This window comes from Mycolicibacter terrae (assembly GCF_010727125.1).
Taxonomy (GTDB): Bacteria; Actinomycetota; Actinomycetes; order Mycobacteriales; family Mycobacteriaceae; genus Mycobacterium; species Mycobacterium terrae.
In genome coordinates, this window is record NZ_AP022564.1 from 203,953 (window position 1) to 220,412 (window position 16,460).

Consider the following 16,460-nt stretch of genomic DNA (forward strand, 5'->3'; position numbering starts at 1 on the left):
GTACAGTTAGCTGTTCGGGGAATTTCAACATCTGAAAGTAGGGGCCACGCGTCTCAGCGCGGCGGTCGAGGGCTGGCGGCCGCCGTTGCGACGGTGGACCGGTGTCCAGATAGTTGGAGGATGGGTTCGCAGGCAGTTGGCGCGGCCGAATTCGAGCGGGCCAGGGAGAGATTCCGGCCCGTAGCGTCTGCTGACCCCGAGGTACCGGTCGGTGAGACGATCCTGCGGCCGGGCGTGTTGGACTCCTGGCGGCGCTCGCAGGTCCTCCAGGTGGACCCGGACCGGGTTGAGCTGCCCTTCATACGCCCACCCCACACGGATTCGCGGTTGGCGCGTGCGGCGGCGCCGGTCTTGCAGCGTGTCACCGAAGATTTGGCCGCGGAAGCGGTCGGAGTCATCCTGACATCGACCGACGGTGTGGTGCTCGAACGAAAGGCCCCAGTAGTCTCCATTCTCGACGCATTGGACAGGATCAGCCTCGCGCCGGGCTATAGCTTGGCCGAAGAAGTGGCGGGCACCAACGGAATCGGCACAGCGCTGGAGACCGGAAAGCCTGCCTTCGTCGGCGGCGGTGAACATTACGTTGCGATGTTCAATGATTTCGCGTGTGCCGGGGTACCGATCCGCAATCCGATAACCCGCAGGGTGGTCGGTGCGGTCAATCTGAGTTGTCTGGCCGGCCAGTCTGACCCGCTGATGCTCGCGCTGGCCACGAGTGCCGTCCACCACATTGAGGATCGCCTGAGGGCCATGGCTCATGAAGCCGAGACCGCCCTGCTGCAGGCATACCTGACACAGACCAGGCAGTCATCGAGCGGTGTGCTTGCCCTGGGCGGCGACGTGGTGCTGATGAACGCCTATCTGCGTCGGGTACTGAGCGGAAGCGAGCGGACCGCGCTGGTCGAACACGCCTCGGATCTGCACACCTCCTTGCTCTCGGCCACCGCGCTGGTTGTTCTGCCGACCGGGCGCATCGTGAAACTCGCCACCGCCGAACGGTCGACGATGCGGGGCGGGCGCACCAATGTCGTTTTCCACGTGGCTCTTTGCGCCGAGGCCGGATCGCAGAAGCCCGCCGCCGGCAACTCGTCGCGCACGTACATCCCCGGCCTGGCAGGCCGCAACAGTGCCTGGCTGCGTTGCTGCGACCAAGTGCGCCAATGCTGCATCAGCCGAGATTGGGTAATAGTTGAGGGCGAGAAAGGATCCGGTCGGGCACGGCTGGCCCAGGCGGTCGGGCAGCAGGTGAAGTCGGGCCGAACCGTTCGGGTGGTGCGCCCCGAAACATTTCCGACAGCCGCGAGTCTGGTCGCCGAGCTGGCGGCATTGTCCGGCGATGACGATTTCGCCCTGGTGATAGCCGACGTGGACGACATCGAACCGGACACGCTCGGACCGATCGCATCGATGCTGGCCGCGCGTGCGGATCGGGGATGGATCGCGGCGACCAAGAGTTCCGCATCGTCTTCGGAACCGATCGAGCCACTGGCACCGCTGTTCGCCCGAACCGTCACCGTCCCCGCGCTGCGACACCGGATAGACGACCTCGAGGAGCTGGTGCCGTTTCTGCTGCGTGAGATCACTCGCGGTGCCGATGTGGTGTTGGCGCCGGATGCGATGCGCCAACTCGGTAGGCTTCCCTGGCCGGGTAACGTTGCTCAGCTACGTCGAGTTCTCGCCGACACCGTTGCCCGTCAAAGGTCTGGCACCATCAACGCCGATACGTTGCCGCCGGAATGCCGATCGGTAACCCGCCGGAAACTGACGCAACTGGAAGCCATGGAGCGCGACGCGATAGTGCGTAGCCTGCAGGACAACGGCGGCGACAAACAAGGCGCGGCCAATGCCTTGGGAATGTCACGAGCGACCATCTACCGCAAGATCCGCGACTACGGCATCGCGTGAAGTCGCGCGGCCCGGCTCTCAGCGGCGTTGCGCCAGCCAGCGTTCGGCGTCGAGAGCCGCTGCGCAACCGCTGGCGGCCGCTGTGACGGCCTGCCGGTAGCGGCGGTCGACCAGGTCGCCGGCAGCGAAGACGCCGTCGACCGAGGTGTGGGTGGTGCCGTCGCGGGTCAGGACGTACCCGCCCGCGTCGAGATCGAGCTGGCCTGTCAGGAGCTCAGATCGGGGGACGTGCCCGATCGCGACGACGACAGCGGAGACCGGCAGCTCCCGCTCGGCGCCGGTATTGAGCTCTCGTAACCGCAGTCCGGTGACCCGCTGTTCACCCAGGACGGCGGTGATTTCGGTGTTGGTCAGTACGGTGATCCTGTGGTGCGCGCGAACACGGTCAGTGGTGATCGCCGATGAGCGGAAGTCGTTGCGGCGGTGGATGAGCGTGACGTTACTTGCGATCCCGGCCGCGAAGAGCGCCTCTTCGACGGCGGCGCCCCCTCCACCGACCACCGCGACATCGTGGTCGCGCAACACCAGCCCGTCACTCTTAGCGGTGGTGGTGATACCTCGACCGCACAACGCCTTCCCGCCTGGGACACCACCAAGACCCCGTGGTGCCGAACCCATCGCCAGGATCACCGTGCGGGCGTGCCAGATCTTCTGGCCTGCGGCCACGGTCTTGACGTCACCGTCCAGTGCGAAGGCATCTGCTTGCCGGGCCTGCAGGTGGGCGCCGAGTCGCTGGGCCTGCACGCGCATCTGCTCCATCAGTAGTGGTCCGGTGGTGAAGTCGGGTACACCGGGGTAATTCTCGATGACGGCGGTGGCCATCAGGGCACCGCCGCGCGACGTGCCCTCGATCAGCACGGTGTCGAGATGTGCACGCGCGGTGTAGATCGCGGCGGTGTAGCCCGCCGCACCCGATCCGACGATGATGACGTCGTAGATCCGGCACATCCGAAAGTTCTCACAACGGCTGGATCGAGGCGGCGACCAGGCCGGCAATCAATCCGAACAGGACGTGAAGGCCGAGTGCGACCGGGACCGGATTGAGCTCCGCGACGTCACGAGAGCCCCGGTGGATGGTTCCGATGCCGACATAGTTCACGAGCCAGAGCGCCAGGCCGCCGACCACACCGGTTGCGATATAGGCGTGGGTGAACTCGTGCACCACGACAACAATCACGATGCCGAATACGGCCGACAAGATGACATGCAGGGATATGCCGACCACCGTGGCTACGCCGAACGATCTGGCTTCGTGGCGACTCGGTCCCAGAATGATCCCGCCGATTGCATTGGGAAGTGCCCAGAAGCCCCGGTTGCTCACCGCGCCGTAGGTCATTCCCAGCGCGGCGATCGCGAGTCCGCCGACTATGCCACCGATAGCGCCGGCGACGATGCCGTTCATCCATTCCTCCTTGGTTGTGTGCTCCCGGTGTCACGCACGAAGTGCGCCTCCGAGCGCAGTCGGTCGCACATGTGCGGGTAGTGCAGCTCGAAAGCCGGCCGCTCCGAACGGATCCGGGGCAGCTCGGTGAAGTTGTGCCGCGGCGGCGGGCAGCTGGTCGCCCACTCCAGCGAGTTGCCGTAGCCCCAGGGGTCATCCACGGTGACGACCTCGCCGTAGCGCCAGCTCTTGAACACGTTCCAAGTGAAGGCCAGCGTCGAGGCGCCCAGGATGAAGGCCCCGACGGTGGAGACGATGTTGAACGGCTGGAAGCCGTCGGTGGGCAGGTAGTCGGCGTAGCGGCGCGGCATGCCCATGTTGCCCAGCCAGTGCTGGATCAAGAACGTGGTGTGGAACCCGATGAATGTCAGCCAGAAGTGCAGCTTGCCCAACCGCTCGTCGAGCAGCCGGCCGGTCATCTTCGGGAACCAGAAGTAGATTCCGGCGAAGGTGGCGAACACGATGGTGCCGAACAGCACGTAGTGGAAGTGCGCTACCAGGAAGTAGGTGTCGGCGACGTGGAAGTCGATCGGCGGGCTGGCCAGCATCACGCCGGTCAGGCCGCCGGCCAGGAAGGTGACGAGGAAGCCGAGCGAGAACAGCATCGGCGTCTCGAACGTCAGCTGTCCCCGCCACATGGTGCCGATCCAGTTGAAGAATTTCAGTCCGGTCGGGATCGCGATCAACAGCGTTGTGAACGAAAAGAACGGCAGCAGGACGGCGCCGGTGGCGAACATGTGATGTGCCCACACCGCGGTCGACAGCGCAGCGATGGCCAACGTCGCGTAGACCATGGTGGTGTAGCCGAACATGGGCTTGCGGGCGAACACCGGGGTGATCTCGGAGATGATGCCGAAGAACGGCAGCGCGATGATGTACACCTCGGGATGGCCGAAGAACCAGAACAGGTGCTGCCAGAGCAGCGCTCCTCCGTTAGCCGGGTCAAAGACGTGTGCGCCGAGGTGGCGGTCGACGGCCAGCCCGAACAGGGCCGCGGTCAGCAGCGGGAAGGCCACTATCACCATGATGCTTGTCACCAGGATGTTCCAGGTGAAGATCGGCATCCGAAACATGGTCATGCCCGGTGCGCGCATGCACACCACGGTGGTGATCATGTTGACTCCACCCAGGATGGTGCCCAGACCACCCACGGCCAGGCCCAGGATCCACAGGTCTGCACCGGCGCCCGGTGAGTGCACCGCATTCGAGAGCGGAGTGTAGGCAGTCCAGCCGAAATCCGCCGGGCCTCCCGGGGTGATGAATCCCGCCAATGCGATCGTCGCACCAAAGATGAACAGCCAGAACGAGAACGCGTTGAGCCGCGGGAACGCCACATCCGGGGCGCCGATCTGCAGCGGCAGCACCAGATTGGCGAAGCCGAACACGATCGGAGTGGCATAGAACAGCAGCATCGTCGTGCCGTGCATGGTGAATAACTGGTTGTACTGTTCGTTCGACAAGAATGCCAGCCCCGGGGCGGCCAGTTCGACGCGGAGAAGCAGCGCCATCAGTCCACCGATGACAAAGAAGGTGAAGCAGGCGACCACATACATGGTCCCGATCAGCTTGTGATCGGTCGTTGTGATCAACCGGTAGATGAGATCGCCGCGGGGGCCATGCCGCCCGGGGAATGGCCGGCGGACTTGTAGGCTTCGCAGCGGCGGCGACTCAGTGGTCATCATCCGTCTCCTCAGTGGGAAATGGTCGCGGTGTACCGGTGTTGACGCGTGAAGGCCTGTCTGTGCTGCCGCATGCCCGCCGCGATCTGCTCCGGTTCGAGAGTGCAGCCAATCGGGGTGAAGCGTCATCACCCAAAGGGTTATTCACCCGGGTGAGTGGCGTGTGTGTGCCGGCGCACACAGTCACCTCGCATGCGAGGCTGGCGATTGCCTTGACAGGAAACACTTGTCGTCGCTCAGGCGGCGATAGCTGGTTCAGGGTCCCAGTTTCTCTGCAAAGAGGGTGAGGTGTCCTCATCCGCCCACGCAATTCACCCGGGTGAGAAGGACATCGGCGGAGACCGGCCCTCTTCTCACCCCTTGGCGACGGCGTGCGCGCCCGGTACCGTGGTGCAGAATTGTTGTGACAGAACGAAGTTAGCCTGGGGCGGTCACAATCATAATTTTTTGCAGACGGTTTTCACCGGGTGTACTACAACGTGAGGAGTCGGGATGGTTGATCATCGCCACGTTGAATGGGACGACGAGACGCAGCGCATCACGACGTCCCGGCTGGTGTTGCGGCACTGGCAGCTTGACGACGACCTCGCTGCGAGTGCGGTATACGGCGCGCCGGAAGTGACCCGCTGGCTATGCCCGGTGTTGCCCCCCATCGGGGACAGCACCGACATGCGTCGCATTCTGGCGTCATGGATCGGCGAAAGCGACGCGACCGGGCTGCCGTTGGGACGATGGGCGATCACCGACAAGACTTCCGGAGCAGTGATCGGCGGAGTTGCCCTGCTTCCACTTCCGCCGGGCGGCGCAGACCTGGAAATCGGATGGCAGCTGGTTCCTAAGGCCTGGGGCGGTGGCTACGGTGCTGAAGCTGGTCACGCCGTAGCCCATCGGGCATTCGAAAGCCCTGGTATCACAGAGGTCTTTGCGGTCCTGCGGGCGGAAAATCGCCGCGGTGAGGCTACCGCGCGGCGGATCGGCATGGAATGGGTCGGCGAGACCGAGAAGTACTACGACGTCACCCTGCAGGTCTACCGGCTGTTGAAAGCCGATCTTGACCTCCCGGAGCCCGCTTGCGCGCCATGAACTCGCCCGGCCCCCACCGGAGCCGCTGTTGACGGATCTGCCAATCCGGTTCCGCTAGTTTGTCCGTGCGGTCAACGCGCCGATACCGAGGGCTGGGTAGAGCCGCGGGTGCTTCGTGAGTCGTCGCCGCCGGTCGGCGCGGGGACCAGAGTCAGCAGGGTGGCCTCGGGCCGGCAGGCGAACCGCACCGGCGCGAACGGCGAGGTGCCGATCCCGGCCGAGACGTGCAGGCGCATGTGGGCGCCCCACTGCGAAGGGCCCTTGGCCCGGGAGCGGTCCAGACCGCAGTTGGTCACCAGCGCGCCGTAGAACGGGACGCACAGTTGCCCGCCGTGGGTGTGGCCGGCCATCACCAGTTGGTAGCCGTCACCGGCGAAGCGGTCCAGCACCCGCGGTTCCGGGGAGTGGGTCAGCCCGAGCCGCAGATTGGCGGTCGGGCCGGCCGGGCCGGCGATGGTGTCATAGCGGTCCCGTTCGATGTGCGGGTCGTCGACGCCGGCCGCGGCGATCCGCTGGCCCGCCACCTCGAATTCGCGACGGTTGTGGGTCAGATCCAGCCAGCCGCGTTCGGTGAACGCCGCCCGCAAGTCCTGCCACGGCAGCGGAGTGCCGTAGACGCGATGCGTCGGCTTGGTCAGGTACTTCGCCGGGTTCTTCAGCCGCGGCCCGAAGTAGTCGTTGCTGCCGAAGACGAACACGCCGGGCACTGACAGCAGATCCCCCAGGGCCTGCACCACGGCCGGCACCGCCTTCGGATGGGCCAGGTTGTCGCCGGTGTTGACCACCAGATCCGGTTCCAGACGGACCAGATCGCGCAGCCAGGCCTGTTTGCGGCGCTGGCCGGGCCGCATGTGGATGTCGCTGATGTGCAGCACCCGCAGCGGTGAGGAGCCCGGCGCCAGCACCGGCATCGTCGCCTCCCGCACCACGAAGGCGTTGCGTTCGACGATCGTGCCGTACGCCAAGAGGGCCGCGGGGCCGAGCGCAGCCGATGCGGCGACCAGGGACCGGGTCAGGGCAGGTGATGCAGCCATGGGTTTCAGACTACTGCGCGAGCGGAGACGCTCCGCGGTTACGGCGGCAACGGCGGCGCCGGTGCCGGCGGCGGCAGCAGCGGAATGGTGATCGGCGGCAGCCCCGGAATCTCCACCACGGTCGAGCCCACCGGCCCCAGCGGGCCGCCCTCCGGCGGCGGTGGGGGCGGCGGCGGGATGCCGTTGCTCACCTCGATGGTGACGATCGAACCGGGAATGGTCTGCCCGCCCGGGGAGGTGCCCACGACCGCGCCGGAGCGGGCGGTGCTGTTGACCCAGTTCGGTTGCTCGGCGACCTGGAACCCGCTGTCTTTGAGCCGCTGGCGTGCGGCGTCGACGTCCAGGCCGACGACGCTGGGCACCCGCGAGTTGGGCCCGCCGTCGACGTACCGCGGGTCGGTCGGCGGCATGATGACGTCGCCGAGGTCGGTGGCGATCGGTTTCATCGCGGCGAACCAGGTCCGGGCCGGCTCGTTGCCGCCGAACAGGTCGCCGTCCCCGCAGTGCCGCAGCGGGAACGAGCACAGGTCCGACGGCGAGCTGGAGTCGTCGAAGACGTAGTTCGCGGCCGCGTAGCGGTTGGTGAAACCCAGGAAACCCGACGAGCGGTGCGCCTCGGTGGTGCCGGTCTTGCCCGACATCGGCAGATCCCAGCCCACCGATCCGGCCGCGGGCGCCGCGGTGCCGCCGCCGGCGATGTCTTTACTCAACGCGTTGGCCAGTGTGTTCGCCAGCCCCTCGGGAACCACCCGGTCGCAGGTCTCGGTGGTGACCGCCACCTCGTTGCCGTTGCGGTCGAAGACCTTGTCGATCGGGTTCGGCGGGCACCAGACGCCGCCGGAGGCCAAGGTGGCGGCGACGTTGGACAACTCCAGCGCGTTGACCTCGATCGGGCCCAGGGTGAACGAGCCCAGGTTCTGTCGTTTGACGAAGTCGGCCAGACTCTCGTTGCTGTCCGGGTCGTAGTCGCGGGCGGTGCCCGGATCGGCGTAGGAGCGCAGCCCCAGCTTGATCGCCATGTCGACGGTGCGCCCCACCCCGACCTGGGAGATGAGTTTGGCGAACGCGGTGTTGGGCGAGGTGGCCAGTGCGGTGGAGACGTTCATCGGCGACCGGTAGGGGGCGACGTTCACCACGCACCAGGTCTCCTTGGGGCAACCCTTGGCGCCGCCGCTGCCCATGCCCTTGGTCTGGAACCGGCCTGGCACCTCGAGTTCGGCGCTGATGCCCATCCCCATCTCCAGCGCGGCAGCCACCGTGAAGGTCTTGAAGATCGATCCGGCGCCGTCGCCGACCAATGAGAACGGTTGCGGTCGCATGGTCTCGCCGATCTCACCGTTGAGGCCGTAGGTGCGGTTGCTGGCCATCGCCAACACCGGGTGGGCGTCGCTGCCCGGCTTGATCACGCTCATCACACTGGCGACGCCCTGCACGTTCGGATTGGCGAAGTTGTCGATCGCCTGCTTGACCGGGCCCTGCACGTCAGGGTCGAGCGTGGTGCGGATGATGTAGCCCCCGCGGGCCACCTGTTCCTTGCTGATGCCGGCCCGGGACAGGTACTCCTGCACGTAGTCGCAGAAGAACGCCCGGTCGCCTGCTGCAATGCAGCCCCGCGGCAACTCGTTGGGTTGGGGCAGGATGCCCAGCGGCTCCTCCTTGGCCGCCCGCAGCGCGTCTGCCTCTCCCGGCAGGTTCTCGATCATGGTGTCCAGCACCAGGTTTCGCCGTGCCATCGCACCCTCGGGATTGGTGTAGGGGTTCAGCGCGCTGGTTGACTGCACCATCCCGGCCAGCAGTGCCGCCTGCTGCCAGTTCAGGTCCGAGGCGTCGACACCGAAGTAGGTCTGGGCCGCGTCCTGGATGCCGAACGAGTTGTTGCCGAACGACACCAGGTTCAGATAGCGGGTCAGAATCTGTGGCTTGGAGAAGGTGCGGTCCAGGGTGAGCGCCATCCGGATCTCGCGCAGCTTGCGCGCCGGGGTGGTCTCGATCGCCGCACGCTTCTCGGCGTCGGTCTGGGCCAGCACCAACAACTGGTAGTTCTTGATGTACTGCTGCTCGAGCGTGGACCCGCCACGCGTGTCGATGTCCCCGGAGGCGTAGCCGGCCAGTCCGGCCAGCGTCCCCTTCCAGTCGACGCCGCTGTGCTCGGCGAACCGCTTGTCCTCGATGGAGACGATCGCCAGCTTCATCGTGTCGGCGATCTTTTCGCTGGGAACCTCGAACCGGCGCTGCGAGTACAACCACGCGATCGTGTTGCCCTTGGCGTCGACCATCGTCGTCACCGCCGGTACCTCTCCGTTGACCAACTGCGCCGAGCCGTTGGCCACCACGTCGGAGGCGCGATTGGAGATCAGGCCGATACCGCCGGCCACCGGGAACAGCAACGCCGCAAGCAGCACGGCGGCGAGCAAACAACACCCGGCCAGTTTGAGCACGGTTGGGCCGGTCGGGGGACGCTCCGACATGGCTAACACCCTAACGCCGGTGCCGGCCGACGTTCGCCGACGACCCCGAACCCCCGGGACGACCGGCCGGTCCGGGGGAACCGGAGGATCCTTGCCAAGATCAGAAAAGGCCTCGTCCGGAGCGCCCGTAGCGGCCCGCCGGCCCCCAAATCATGATCGGACGGCACGGTTGTCCCAAAAAAGGGGGCGCCTACCAGTTGCGCAGATGCCACCTGACCACCTAACTTGGACATCGAGTGCGATTCAGGTAACACTGAATACACGATGTGGCGTAGATCGCAATAGGGTCGACGTTGATGTTGAATAGGTGGCTGCCGGTGCGGCCGGGACGGAGGATCGTCAGTGTCTGTTACACGGCCAGCGGTTCAAAAGACCAGCATATCGATGGCACCGCCTCCCCGAACCGTCCTGCGCGGGGTCCAGGACGAGGGCAGAATCGCCTGGGTCTCCAAAGCCCTGTGCCGGGGCGCCGACCCGGATGAGCTCTTCGTACGCGGTGCCGCGCAGCGTAAAGCCGCGGTGATCTGCCGGCACTGCCCGGTGGTGCTCGAATGCCTTGCCGACGCCCTGGACAACCGGGTGGAGTTCGGCGTGTGGGGCGGCATGACCGAGCGGCAACGACGGGCGCTGCTCAAACAGCACCCCGACGTGACCTCCTGGCGGGAGTACTTCGCCGCCCAGCGCAAACAGCGCGACGCCGGCTGAACGGCCGCTGAGCCTTCTTCGCGTCTACTGCACGGTCAGCTGGTCGGCGATCGCGCCGAGTGCCTCCAAATCGGAGACATCGAACGGCAGTGACGGAACCCCGACGATGGGTACCCGCGGGTTGGCCCGGGTGAAGCGCGACAGCAGCCGGATCTCACGCTTGGCGGTGGCGCCCCTTTCGGCGTGAATCTGCAACGCCGCGGTGGTGAGCGCCTTCGCCCCGTCGGACAGCGCCGCGCCGGCCGGCGTCTGCTGCAACGTTTCGATGCCGTCGATGGCGCGCTCAATGGGCAGCTCGCACAGCATCGGGTGGGTCCGGTTGAGGATCAGCCCGGCCAGCGGCATGTGCTCCTGGGAAAGCCGGTCGACGAAGAACGACGCCTCGCGCAGCGCGTCGGGTTCGGCCGCCGACACCACCACGAACTGGGTGCCGCGGCGCTTGAGCAGCTCGTAGGTGCGGTCGGCCTTCTCCCGGAAGCCGCCGAACGTGGCGTCCAGAGATTGAACGAAATTAGCTGCGTCGGAAAGCATCTGAGAACCCAGGACGGTCGACAGGGCCTTCATCGCCAGGCCGAGCGCGCCCGCCACCAGCTTGCCGATGCCCCGCCCGGGGCCCAGCAGCAGCTTCCACAGGCGGCTGTCCATGAAACTGCCCAGCCGCTTCGGGGCGTCCAGGAAGTCCAGGGCGTTGCGCGACGGCGGGGTGTCGACCACCACCAGATCCCAGCGGTCCTCGCCGAGAAGCTGGCCGAGTTTCTCCATGGCCATGTATTCCTGCGTGCCGGACAAAGAGGTGGCGACCGTTTGGTAGAACTGGTTGTTCAGAATCGCCTCCGCCCGCTCCGGGCCGGAGTACTGCGTCACCATCTCGTCGAACGTGCGGCGCATGTCGAGCATCATCGCGTGCAGCTCGCCGGGCACCTCCGGAGCCAGCGGAACCCGCTGCGGGGCGTTGCCGAGGTCGTCGATGCCCAACGCCTGGGCCAGTCGCCGGGCCGGGTCGATGGTCAGCACCACCACGGTGCGGCCGTATTCGGCGGCCCGCAGCGCCATCGCGGCGGCAGTGGTCGTCTTGCCGACGCCACCGGCGCCACAGCACACCACCACGCGGTTGGCGGTATCGGCCAGGATCGCGGCCATGTCCAGTGCCAGCGGCTTGCCGGCCGGGTCGGGTGTCATCGAACCCCCTGTCGGGCGAGAATCTCGGAGAGCTCGTAGAGACTGCCGAGGTCGACGCCGTCGGTGATCGTCGGCAGATGCAGCCGCGGCACCTCCAGCTGCGCCAACTGCTCGGCCGTCTCGGTGCGGGCACTGATGCGGGTGGCGTGCTGAATAGTCTCGGTCAACAGGCCGGCGAAGTCGTCGTCGCCCAGGGTGATCCCGGCCGCAGCCAGGCCGGCCCGGACCGCGTCGGCGTCGACGACACCCTCGGCCGCCTTGGCCAGGTCGTCGGGCTCCAGGTGGGCGGGGATGTCCCGGTTGACGATCACGCTGCCGATAGGCAGGTCCAGCTCACGCAGCTCGTCGATGGCCTCCAGGGTCTCCTGCATCGGCAGGGACTCCAGCAGGGTCACCAGATGGATGGCGGTCTGATCGGAGTGCAGCAGCTTCACCACGCCGTCGGCCTGCGAATGCACCGGTCCGCCCTTGGCCAGCTGTGACACGGCCTTGGTGACGTCGAGGAACCGGGCGATCCGGCCGGTGGGCGGCGCGTCGACCACGATCGCGTCGTAGACCGGCTTCTTGTTCTTGTCGGTCTGGATCACGTGGTACTTGATCTTGCCGGTCAGAATGACGTCGCGCAGACCCGGTGCGATGGTGGTGGCGAACTCGACCGCCCCGACGCGCCGCATCGCCCGTCCGGCGATACCCAGGTTGTAGAACAGGTCGAGGTATTCCAGGAACGCGGCTTCGATGTCCATCGCCAGCGCGTCGACCTGTCCGCCGTCCTCAGCGGTCGCGACCTTGAGTGGGGCAATGGGCAGTGGCGGTACGTCGAAGAGCTGCGCAATGCCTTGACGCTCTTCGACTTCCACCAGCAGGACCCGGCGTCCGCCGGCCGCCAGCGATAGCGCCAGCGCGGCCGCCACCGTCGTTTTGCCGGTGCCGCCCTTACCGGTCACGAAATGCAGCCGGGCCTTCGACAATCGCGAAGGCCAGCCGATGGCGGGCTCGCCGCTGGATGTGGCTGTCACCACTGCATGCTAACCAAGCGCCTGTGAACGCTAACGATAAGCTCGCTCCTATGAGCGAACGCACGGTGTGGGAGTACGCCAACGTCCCGTTGATCACGCACGCCACCAAGCAGATCCTCGACCAGTGGGGCGAGGACGGCTGGGAGCTGGTCACCGTGCTTCCCGGGCCGTCCGGTGAACAGCTCATCGCCTTCCTGAAGCGCCCGAAATGAGCTGGCGATCCCGGTTGACCGAACTCGGGATCGAGCTGCCCGAGGTGGTCGCGCCGTTGGCGGCGTACGTTCCGGCGGTGCGGACCGGCGACCTGGTCTACACCTCCGGCCAACTGCCGATGCAGGGCGGCAAATTGGCCCGCCACGGCAAGGTGGGCGCTGAGGTTAGCCCGGAGGACGCGTTTGCGCTGGCCCGGATCTGCGCCCTCAACGCGCTGGCCGCGGTGGACGCCCTGGTCGGGCTGGACTCGGTGACCCGGGTGGTCAAGGTGGTCGGGTTCGTCGCCTCGGGGCCGAACTTCAACGGCCAGCCCGCCGTGATCAACGGCGCCTCCGAGCTGCTCGGGGAGGTGTTCGGCGAGGCCGGCGCGCATGCCCGCTCGGCCGTCGGCGTCTCGGAGCTGCCGCTGGACTCGCCGGTGGAGGTCGAACTGGTCGTCGAGATCAGGGCAGCAGCCGGGTAAGCGTGTCACTGAGTCATCCCGCCCACGGTCGGCTGCGACCGGTCACCGAGACCGCGTCGGTGCTGCTGGCCGACAACCCCGGCCTGATGACGCTGGAGGGCACCAACACCTGGGTGCTGCGCGGTCCGCGCAGTGACGAGGTGGTGGTCGTCGACCCCGGACCCGATGACGACGAGCACATCAGCCGGCTCGCCGAGGTCGGCAAGATCGCGCTGGTGCTGATCAGTCACCGGCACTTCGACCACACCGATGCCATCGACAAGCTGGCCGACGCGGTCGGTGCGCCGGTGTATTCGGCGGGCAGCGGATTTCAGCGCCGGCTCGGCGGCGGACTGACCGACGGTCAGGTGATCAGTGCGGCCGGGCTGCGCATCACGGTGTTGGCCACCCCCGGGCACACCGCGGACTCACTGTCATTCGTGCTGGACGACGCCGTGCTTACCGCCGACACCGTGCTGGGCCGCGGCACCACCGTCATCGACAGCGAAGACGGCGACCTGGCGCACTACTTGGACTCACTGCGCCGGTTGCGCGGGTTGGGCAGGCGAACGGTGCTGCCCGGGCACGGTCCCGAGCTGCCGGACCTCGAGACCGCCGCCACCGGCTACCTGGCGCACCGCGAGCAGCGGCTCGACCAGGTCCGCTCCGCCCTGGCCGCGCTCGGGGACGACGCCACCGCACGCCAGGTCGTCGAACACGTCTACACCGACGTCGACGAGGAGTTGTGGGGCGCCGCCGAGTGGTCGGTGCAGGCCCAGTTGGACTACCTACGGCGTTAGTTTCGCCGCGAGCCTGTTGTTAGCGCGGCCGCTACTCATACTTTTCCGCGCTAACGACAGCCTCGGCGTAACTAGCGCGCCCGGCGGGCCAGGCGCTCGGAGTCGGAGATCAGCACGCTCTTGCCCTCCAGCCGGATCCAGCCGCGGTGGGCGAAGTCGGCCAGGGCCTTATTCACCGTCTCCCGGGAGGCCCCGACCAGCTGGGCGATCTCTTCCTGGGTCAGGTCGTGGGTGACCCGCAGGGCGCCGCCCTCCTGGGTGCCGAACCGCTGCGCCAGCTGCAGCAGCTGCTTGGCGACGCGACCGGGCACGTCGGTGAAGATCAGGTCGGCCAGGTTGTTGTTGGTGCGGCGCAGCCGGCGGGCCAGCACCCGCAACAGCTGCTCGGCGATCTCGGGCCGGTCGGAGATCCACGACCGGAGCGCGTCGCGATCCATCGAGACCGCCCGCACCTCGGTGATGGTGGTCGCGCTGGAGGTCCGCGGGCCGGGGTCGAAGATCGACAACTCACCGAACATGTCCGACGGGCCCATGATGGTCAGGAGGTTCTCCCGGCCGTCCGGCGACCGTCGGCCGATCTTCACTTTCCCGGAGACGATGATGTACAGCCGATCGCCGGGCTCCCCTTCGGCGAACACGGTGTGTCCGCGCGGAAAGTCCACGGGCTGAAGCTGCTTGGTCAGCGCGGCGACGGCGCTGGGCTCAACTCCCTGGAAGATTCCTGCCCTCGCCAGGATCTCGTCCACGTTGCCCCTTAGATGCTCTTGATGAAAATTGGAATCGCGCAAGCACCAGCCGCTACCCGGCTAGCCCTCTGAGTCTACGGCTAGGCGCCAGGCGACGTGCCAACGCTACACACGATTGGCGCGCCGAGTCCGGGGAAACTGCGGATTCGTCGTCTCGACCTCGTTCAACCCGGTCTCAATGCGTTCCAGCCCCACCGCCGCCAGCATCAGCAACATGGGTATGGCGGTGATCAGCAGCCAGGACACAAGGTGACAGTAAACCCGGGCAAGGTCTCATTGCGGTCACGAATTAGTACCCTGTCGGAGGTGACAGTGGACAAGACGTCCCGCGCTGCGCGGACGGAGACCCGAACCGGGCTGGTGCGACGCGCCCGGAGGATGAATCGAACTCTGGCGCAAGCCTTTCCGGACGCTCACTGCGAATTGGACTTCACCACACCGTTGGAACTGGCTGTCGCGACGGTGCTGTCGGCCCAATGCACCGACGTACGGGTGAACCTGACGACCCCCGCCGTGTTCGCCCGGTACCCCACCGCGCTGGACTACGCCCAGGCCGACCGCACCGAGCTGGAGGAGCTCATCCGGCCCACCGGCTTCTACCGCAACAAGGCGACATCGCTGATCAACCTGGGTCAGGCGCTCGTCGAGCGGTACGACGGTGAACTGCCCGCCACCATGGACGAATTGGTGCGCCTTCCCGGAGTGGGCCGCAAGACCGCCAACGTGATCCTGGGCAACGCGTTCGCGGTACCGGGTATCACCGTCGACACCCACTTCGGGCGCCTGGTCCGGCGGTGGGGCTGGACGCGAGAGGAGGACCCAGTCAAAGTCGAGCATGCGGTCGGTGAGCTGATCGAACGCAAGGAGTGGACGCTGCTGTCCCACCGGGTGATCTTCCACGGCCGGCGGGTCTGCCACTCCCGCAAACCGGCCTGCGGGGTGTGCCTGCTGGCCAAGGACTGCCCCTCGTTCGGGCTCGGGCCCACCGACCCTATGGAGGCCGCCGCACTGGTCAAGGGCCCCGAGACCGAGCACCTGCTGGCCCTGGCCGGGCTGTAGCGGCCTCGCGCGAATGCGGTCGATGAGCAGCTCAACCCGGTGGACCGTCGCGGTGCTCGCGGTGGCGGCCGCGCTGGTCGCCGGGCTGGTGGTCGAACTGCGCCGGGAACCGATCGCCATGCACCCCGGCCTCAGCACGGGCGTCACCGGCGCGGCACAAGACCTCGACAAGCTGCGCGAGCGCGCCGGCCTGTCGCCCTGCCGAGTCGCCCCGGACGACGCCGGCCCGAGTGCGCTGCGCGACGTCATCGTCGAATGCGCCGCCGACGGTGCGCCCGTCGACGTGGCGGCGATGTTCGCCGGCCGGCGGGTGGTGCTGAACCTGTGGGCGTACTGGTGCCGGCCGTGCCGCGAGGAGTTGCCTGCCCTGGCCGAATACCAGCGTCGTGCCGGGCCGGACGTAACGGTGGTGACGGTGCATCAAGACGACAATCAGGCCGCGGGGCTGGCGCTGCTGACCGAGCTGGGCGTGCGGCTGCCCACCCTGCAGGACGGCCGTCGTCGGGTGGCGGCGGCATTGCGGGTTCCCAACGTGATGCCCGCGACCGTGGTGCTGGCCGTGGACGGTAGCGTTGCCCGCATCCTGCCGCAGCCCTTCGCCACCGCCGAGGAGATCGCCGCCGCCGTGGAGAGCAGCGGGCGCTGACGTGGGGCGACCAGGATCCTGGACAGAGGGGGACGCGGTGAGCG

General features: G+C 67.1%; 17 protein-coding genes. 8 read left to right on the plus strand and 9 right to left on the minus strand.

Features of this window, described 5'->3' with window-relative positions:
• Positions 1-120: 120 nt before the first annotated feature.
• Positions 121-1,905 carry a sigma-54-dependent Fis family transcriptional regulator gene (locus tag G6N23_RS01035; protein ID WP_085260337.1) on the plus strand — a complete coding sequence of 595 codons (1,785 nt, stop codon included), beginning with the start codon at positions 121-123 and terminating at the stop codon, positions 1,903-1,905.
• Positions 1,906-1,923: 18 nt separating this feature from the next.
• Here G6N23_RS01035 and G6N23_RS01040 read toward each other — a convergent pair whose 3' ends face one another.
• The 3 genes from G6N23_RS01040 to ctaD are packed head-to-tail and all read right to left on the minus strand — an operon-like array spanning position 1,924 to position 5,025.
• Positions 1,924-2,853: an NAD(P)/FAD-dependent oxidoreductase gene (locus tag G6N23_RS01040; protein ID WP_085260336.1), complete on the minus strand. Its 930-nt coding sequence runs from the start codon at positions 2,851-2,853 to the stop codon at positions 1,924-1,926.
• Positions 2,854-2,863: 10 nt separating this feature from the next.
• Complete coding sequence (locus G6N23_RS01045; RefSeq protein ID WP_085260335.1) at positions 2,864-3,307, minus strand: hypothetical protein; 444 nt, start codon at positions 3,305-3,307, stop codon at positions 2,864-2,866.
• The gene (gene ctaD / locus G6N23_RS01050; protein ID WP_085260359.1) at positions 3,304-5,025 is read right to left on the minus strand and encodes an aa3-type cytochrome oxidase subunit I; all 1,722 of its coding nucleotides are present in this window, start codon (positions 5,023-5,025) and stop codon (positions 3,304-3,306) included. Before ctaD ends, G6N23_RS01045 begins: the two co-directional genes overlap by 4 nt.
• Before the next feature lie 492 nt (positions 5,026-5,517).
• Between ctaD and G6N23_RS01055 the strand changes: the two genes are divergently transcribed.
• Complete coding sequence (locus G6N23_RS01055) at positions 5,518-6,108, plus strand: GNAT family N-acetyltransferase (protein ID WP_085260334.1); 591 nt, start codon at positions 5,518-5,520, stop codon at positions 6,106-6,108.
• Between the two features lie 71 nt (positions 6,109-6,179).
• On the opposite strand, the gene G6N23_RS01060 is transcribed toward G6N23_RS01055, so the two are convergent.
• Complete coding sequence (locus G6N23_RS01060) at positions 6,180-7,142, minus strand: metallophosphoesterase (protein WP_085260333.1); 963 nt, start codon at positions 7,140-7,142, stop codon at positions 6,180-6,182.
• A gap of 38 nt (positions 7,143-7,180) precedes the next feature.
• Positions 7,181-9,610 (minus strand): transglycosylase/D,D-transpeptidase PonA2, encoded by a 2,430-nt coding sequence (ponA2, locus tag G6N23_RS01065; protein ID WP_085260332.1) that lies wholly within the window; start codon positions 9,608-9,610, stop codon positions 7,181-7,183.
• Positions 9,611-9,952: 342 nt separating this feature from the next.
• Between ponA2 and G6N23_RS01070 the strand changes: the two genes are divergently transcribed.
• Complete coding sequence (locus G6N23_RS01070; RefSeq protein ID WP_085260331.1) at positions 9,953-10,315, plus strand: WhiB family transcriptional regulator; 363 nt, start codon at positions 9,953-9,955, stop codon at positions 10,313-10,315.
• A gap of 24 nt (positions 10,316-10,339) precedes the next feature.
• Here G6N23_RS01070 and G6N23_RS01075 read toward each other — a convergent pair whose 3' ends face one another.
• On the minus strand, positions 10,340-11,494 hold the full coding sequence (locus G6N23_RS01075) for an ATPase BagB (protein WP_085260330.1): 1,155 nt from the start codon (positions 11,492-11,494) through the stop codon (positions 10,340-10,342).
• Positions 11,491-12,513 (minus strand): ATPase BagA, encoded by a 1,023-nt coding sequence (locus tag G6N23_RS01080; RefSeq protein ID WP_085260329.1) that lies wholly within the window; start codon positions 12,511-12,513, stop codon positions 11,491-11,493. Before G6N23_RS01080 ends, G6N23_RS01075 begins: the two co-directional genes overlap by 4 nt.
• 47 nt (positions 12,514-12,560) lie before the next feature.
• Here G6N23_RS01080 and G6N23_RS21410 point away from each other — a divergent pair, with 47 nt between their 5' ends.
• The 3 genes from G6N23_RS21410 to G6N23_RS01090 are packed head-to-tail and all read left to right on the plus strand — an operon-like array spanning position 12,561 to position 13,965.
• On the plus strand, positions 12,561-12,722 hold the full coding sequence (locus tag G6N23_RS21410) for a Sp36 family protein (RefSeq protein WP_019737648.1): 162 nt from the start codon (positions 12,561-12,563) through the stop codon (positions 12,720-12,722).
• A complete protein-coding gene (locus G6N23_RS01085; RefSeq protein ID WP_085260328.1) occupies positions 12,719-13,186 on the plus strand; it encodes a RidA family protein in 468 nt (155 codons plus the stop codon). Before G6N23_RS21410 ends, G6N23_RS01085 begins: the two co-directional genes overlap by 4 nt.
• A 2-nt stretch (positions 13,187-13,188) precedes the next feature.
• The gene (locus tag G6N23_RS01090; RefSeq protein WP_085260327.1) at positions 13,189-13,965 is read left to right on the plus strand and encodes an MBL fold metallo-hydrolase; all 777 of its coding nucleotides are present in this window, start codon (positions 13,189-13,191) and stop codon (positions 13,963-13,965) included.
• A gap of 71 nt (positions 13,966-14,036) precedes the next feature.
• On the opposite strand, the gene crp is transcribed toward G6N23_RS01090, so the two are convergent.
• Together crp and G6N23_RS21415 are read right to left on the minus strand one after the other, a co-directional pair.
• On the minus strand, positions 14,037-14,711 hold the full coding sequence (gene crp / locus G6N23_RS01095; protein ID WP_013830875.1) for a cAMP-activated global transcriptional regulator CRP: 675 nt from the start codon (positions 14,709-14,711) through the stop codon (positions 14,037-14,039).
• Between the two features lie 105 nt (positions 14,712-14,816).
• A complete protein-coding gene (locus tag G6N23_RS21415; protein WP_165604302.1) occupies positions 14,817-14,957 on the minus strand; it encodes a hypothetical protein in 141 nt (46 codons plus the stop codon).
• Positions 14,958-15,089: 132 nt separating this feature from the next.
• Between G6N23_RS21415 and nth the strand changes: the two genes are divergently transcribed.
• Together nth and G6N23_RS01105 are read left to right on the plus strand one after the other, a co-directional pair.
• Positions 15,090-15,770: an endonuclease III gene (nth, locus tag G6N23_RS01100; protein WP_095174054.1), complete on the plus strand. Its 681-nt coding sequence runs from the start codon at positions 15,090-15,092 to the stop codon at positions 15,768-15,770.
• 22 nt (positions 15,771-15,792) lie between these two features.
• Entirely contained in the window at positions 15,793-16,416 is a 624-nt protein-coding gene (locus tag G6N23_RS01105; protein WP_085260358.1) for a TlpA family protein disulfide reductase, read from the plus strand.
• Positions 16,417-16,460: the final 44 nt, after the last annotated feature.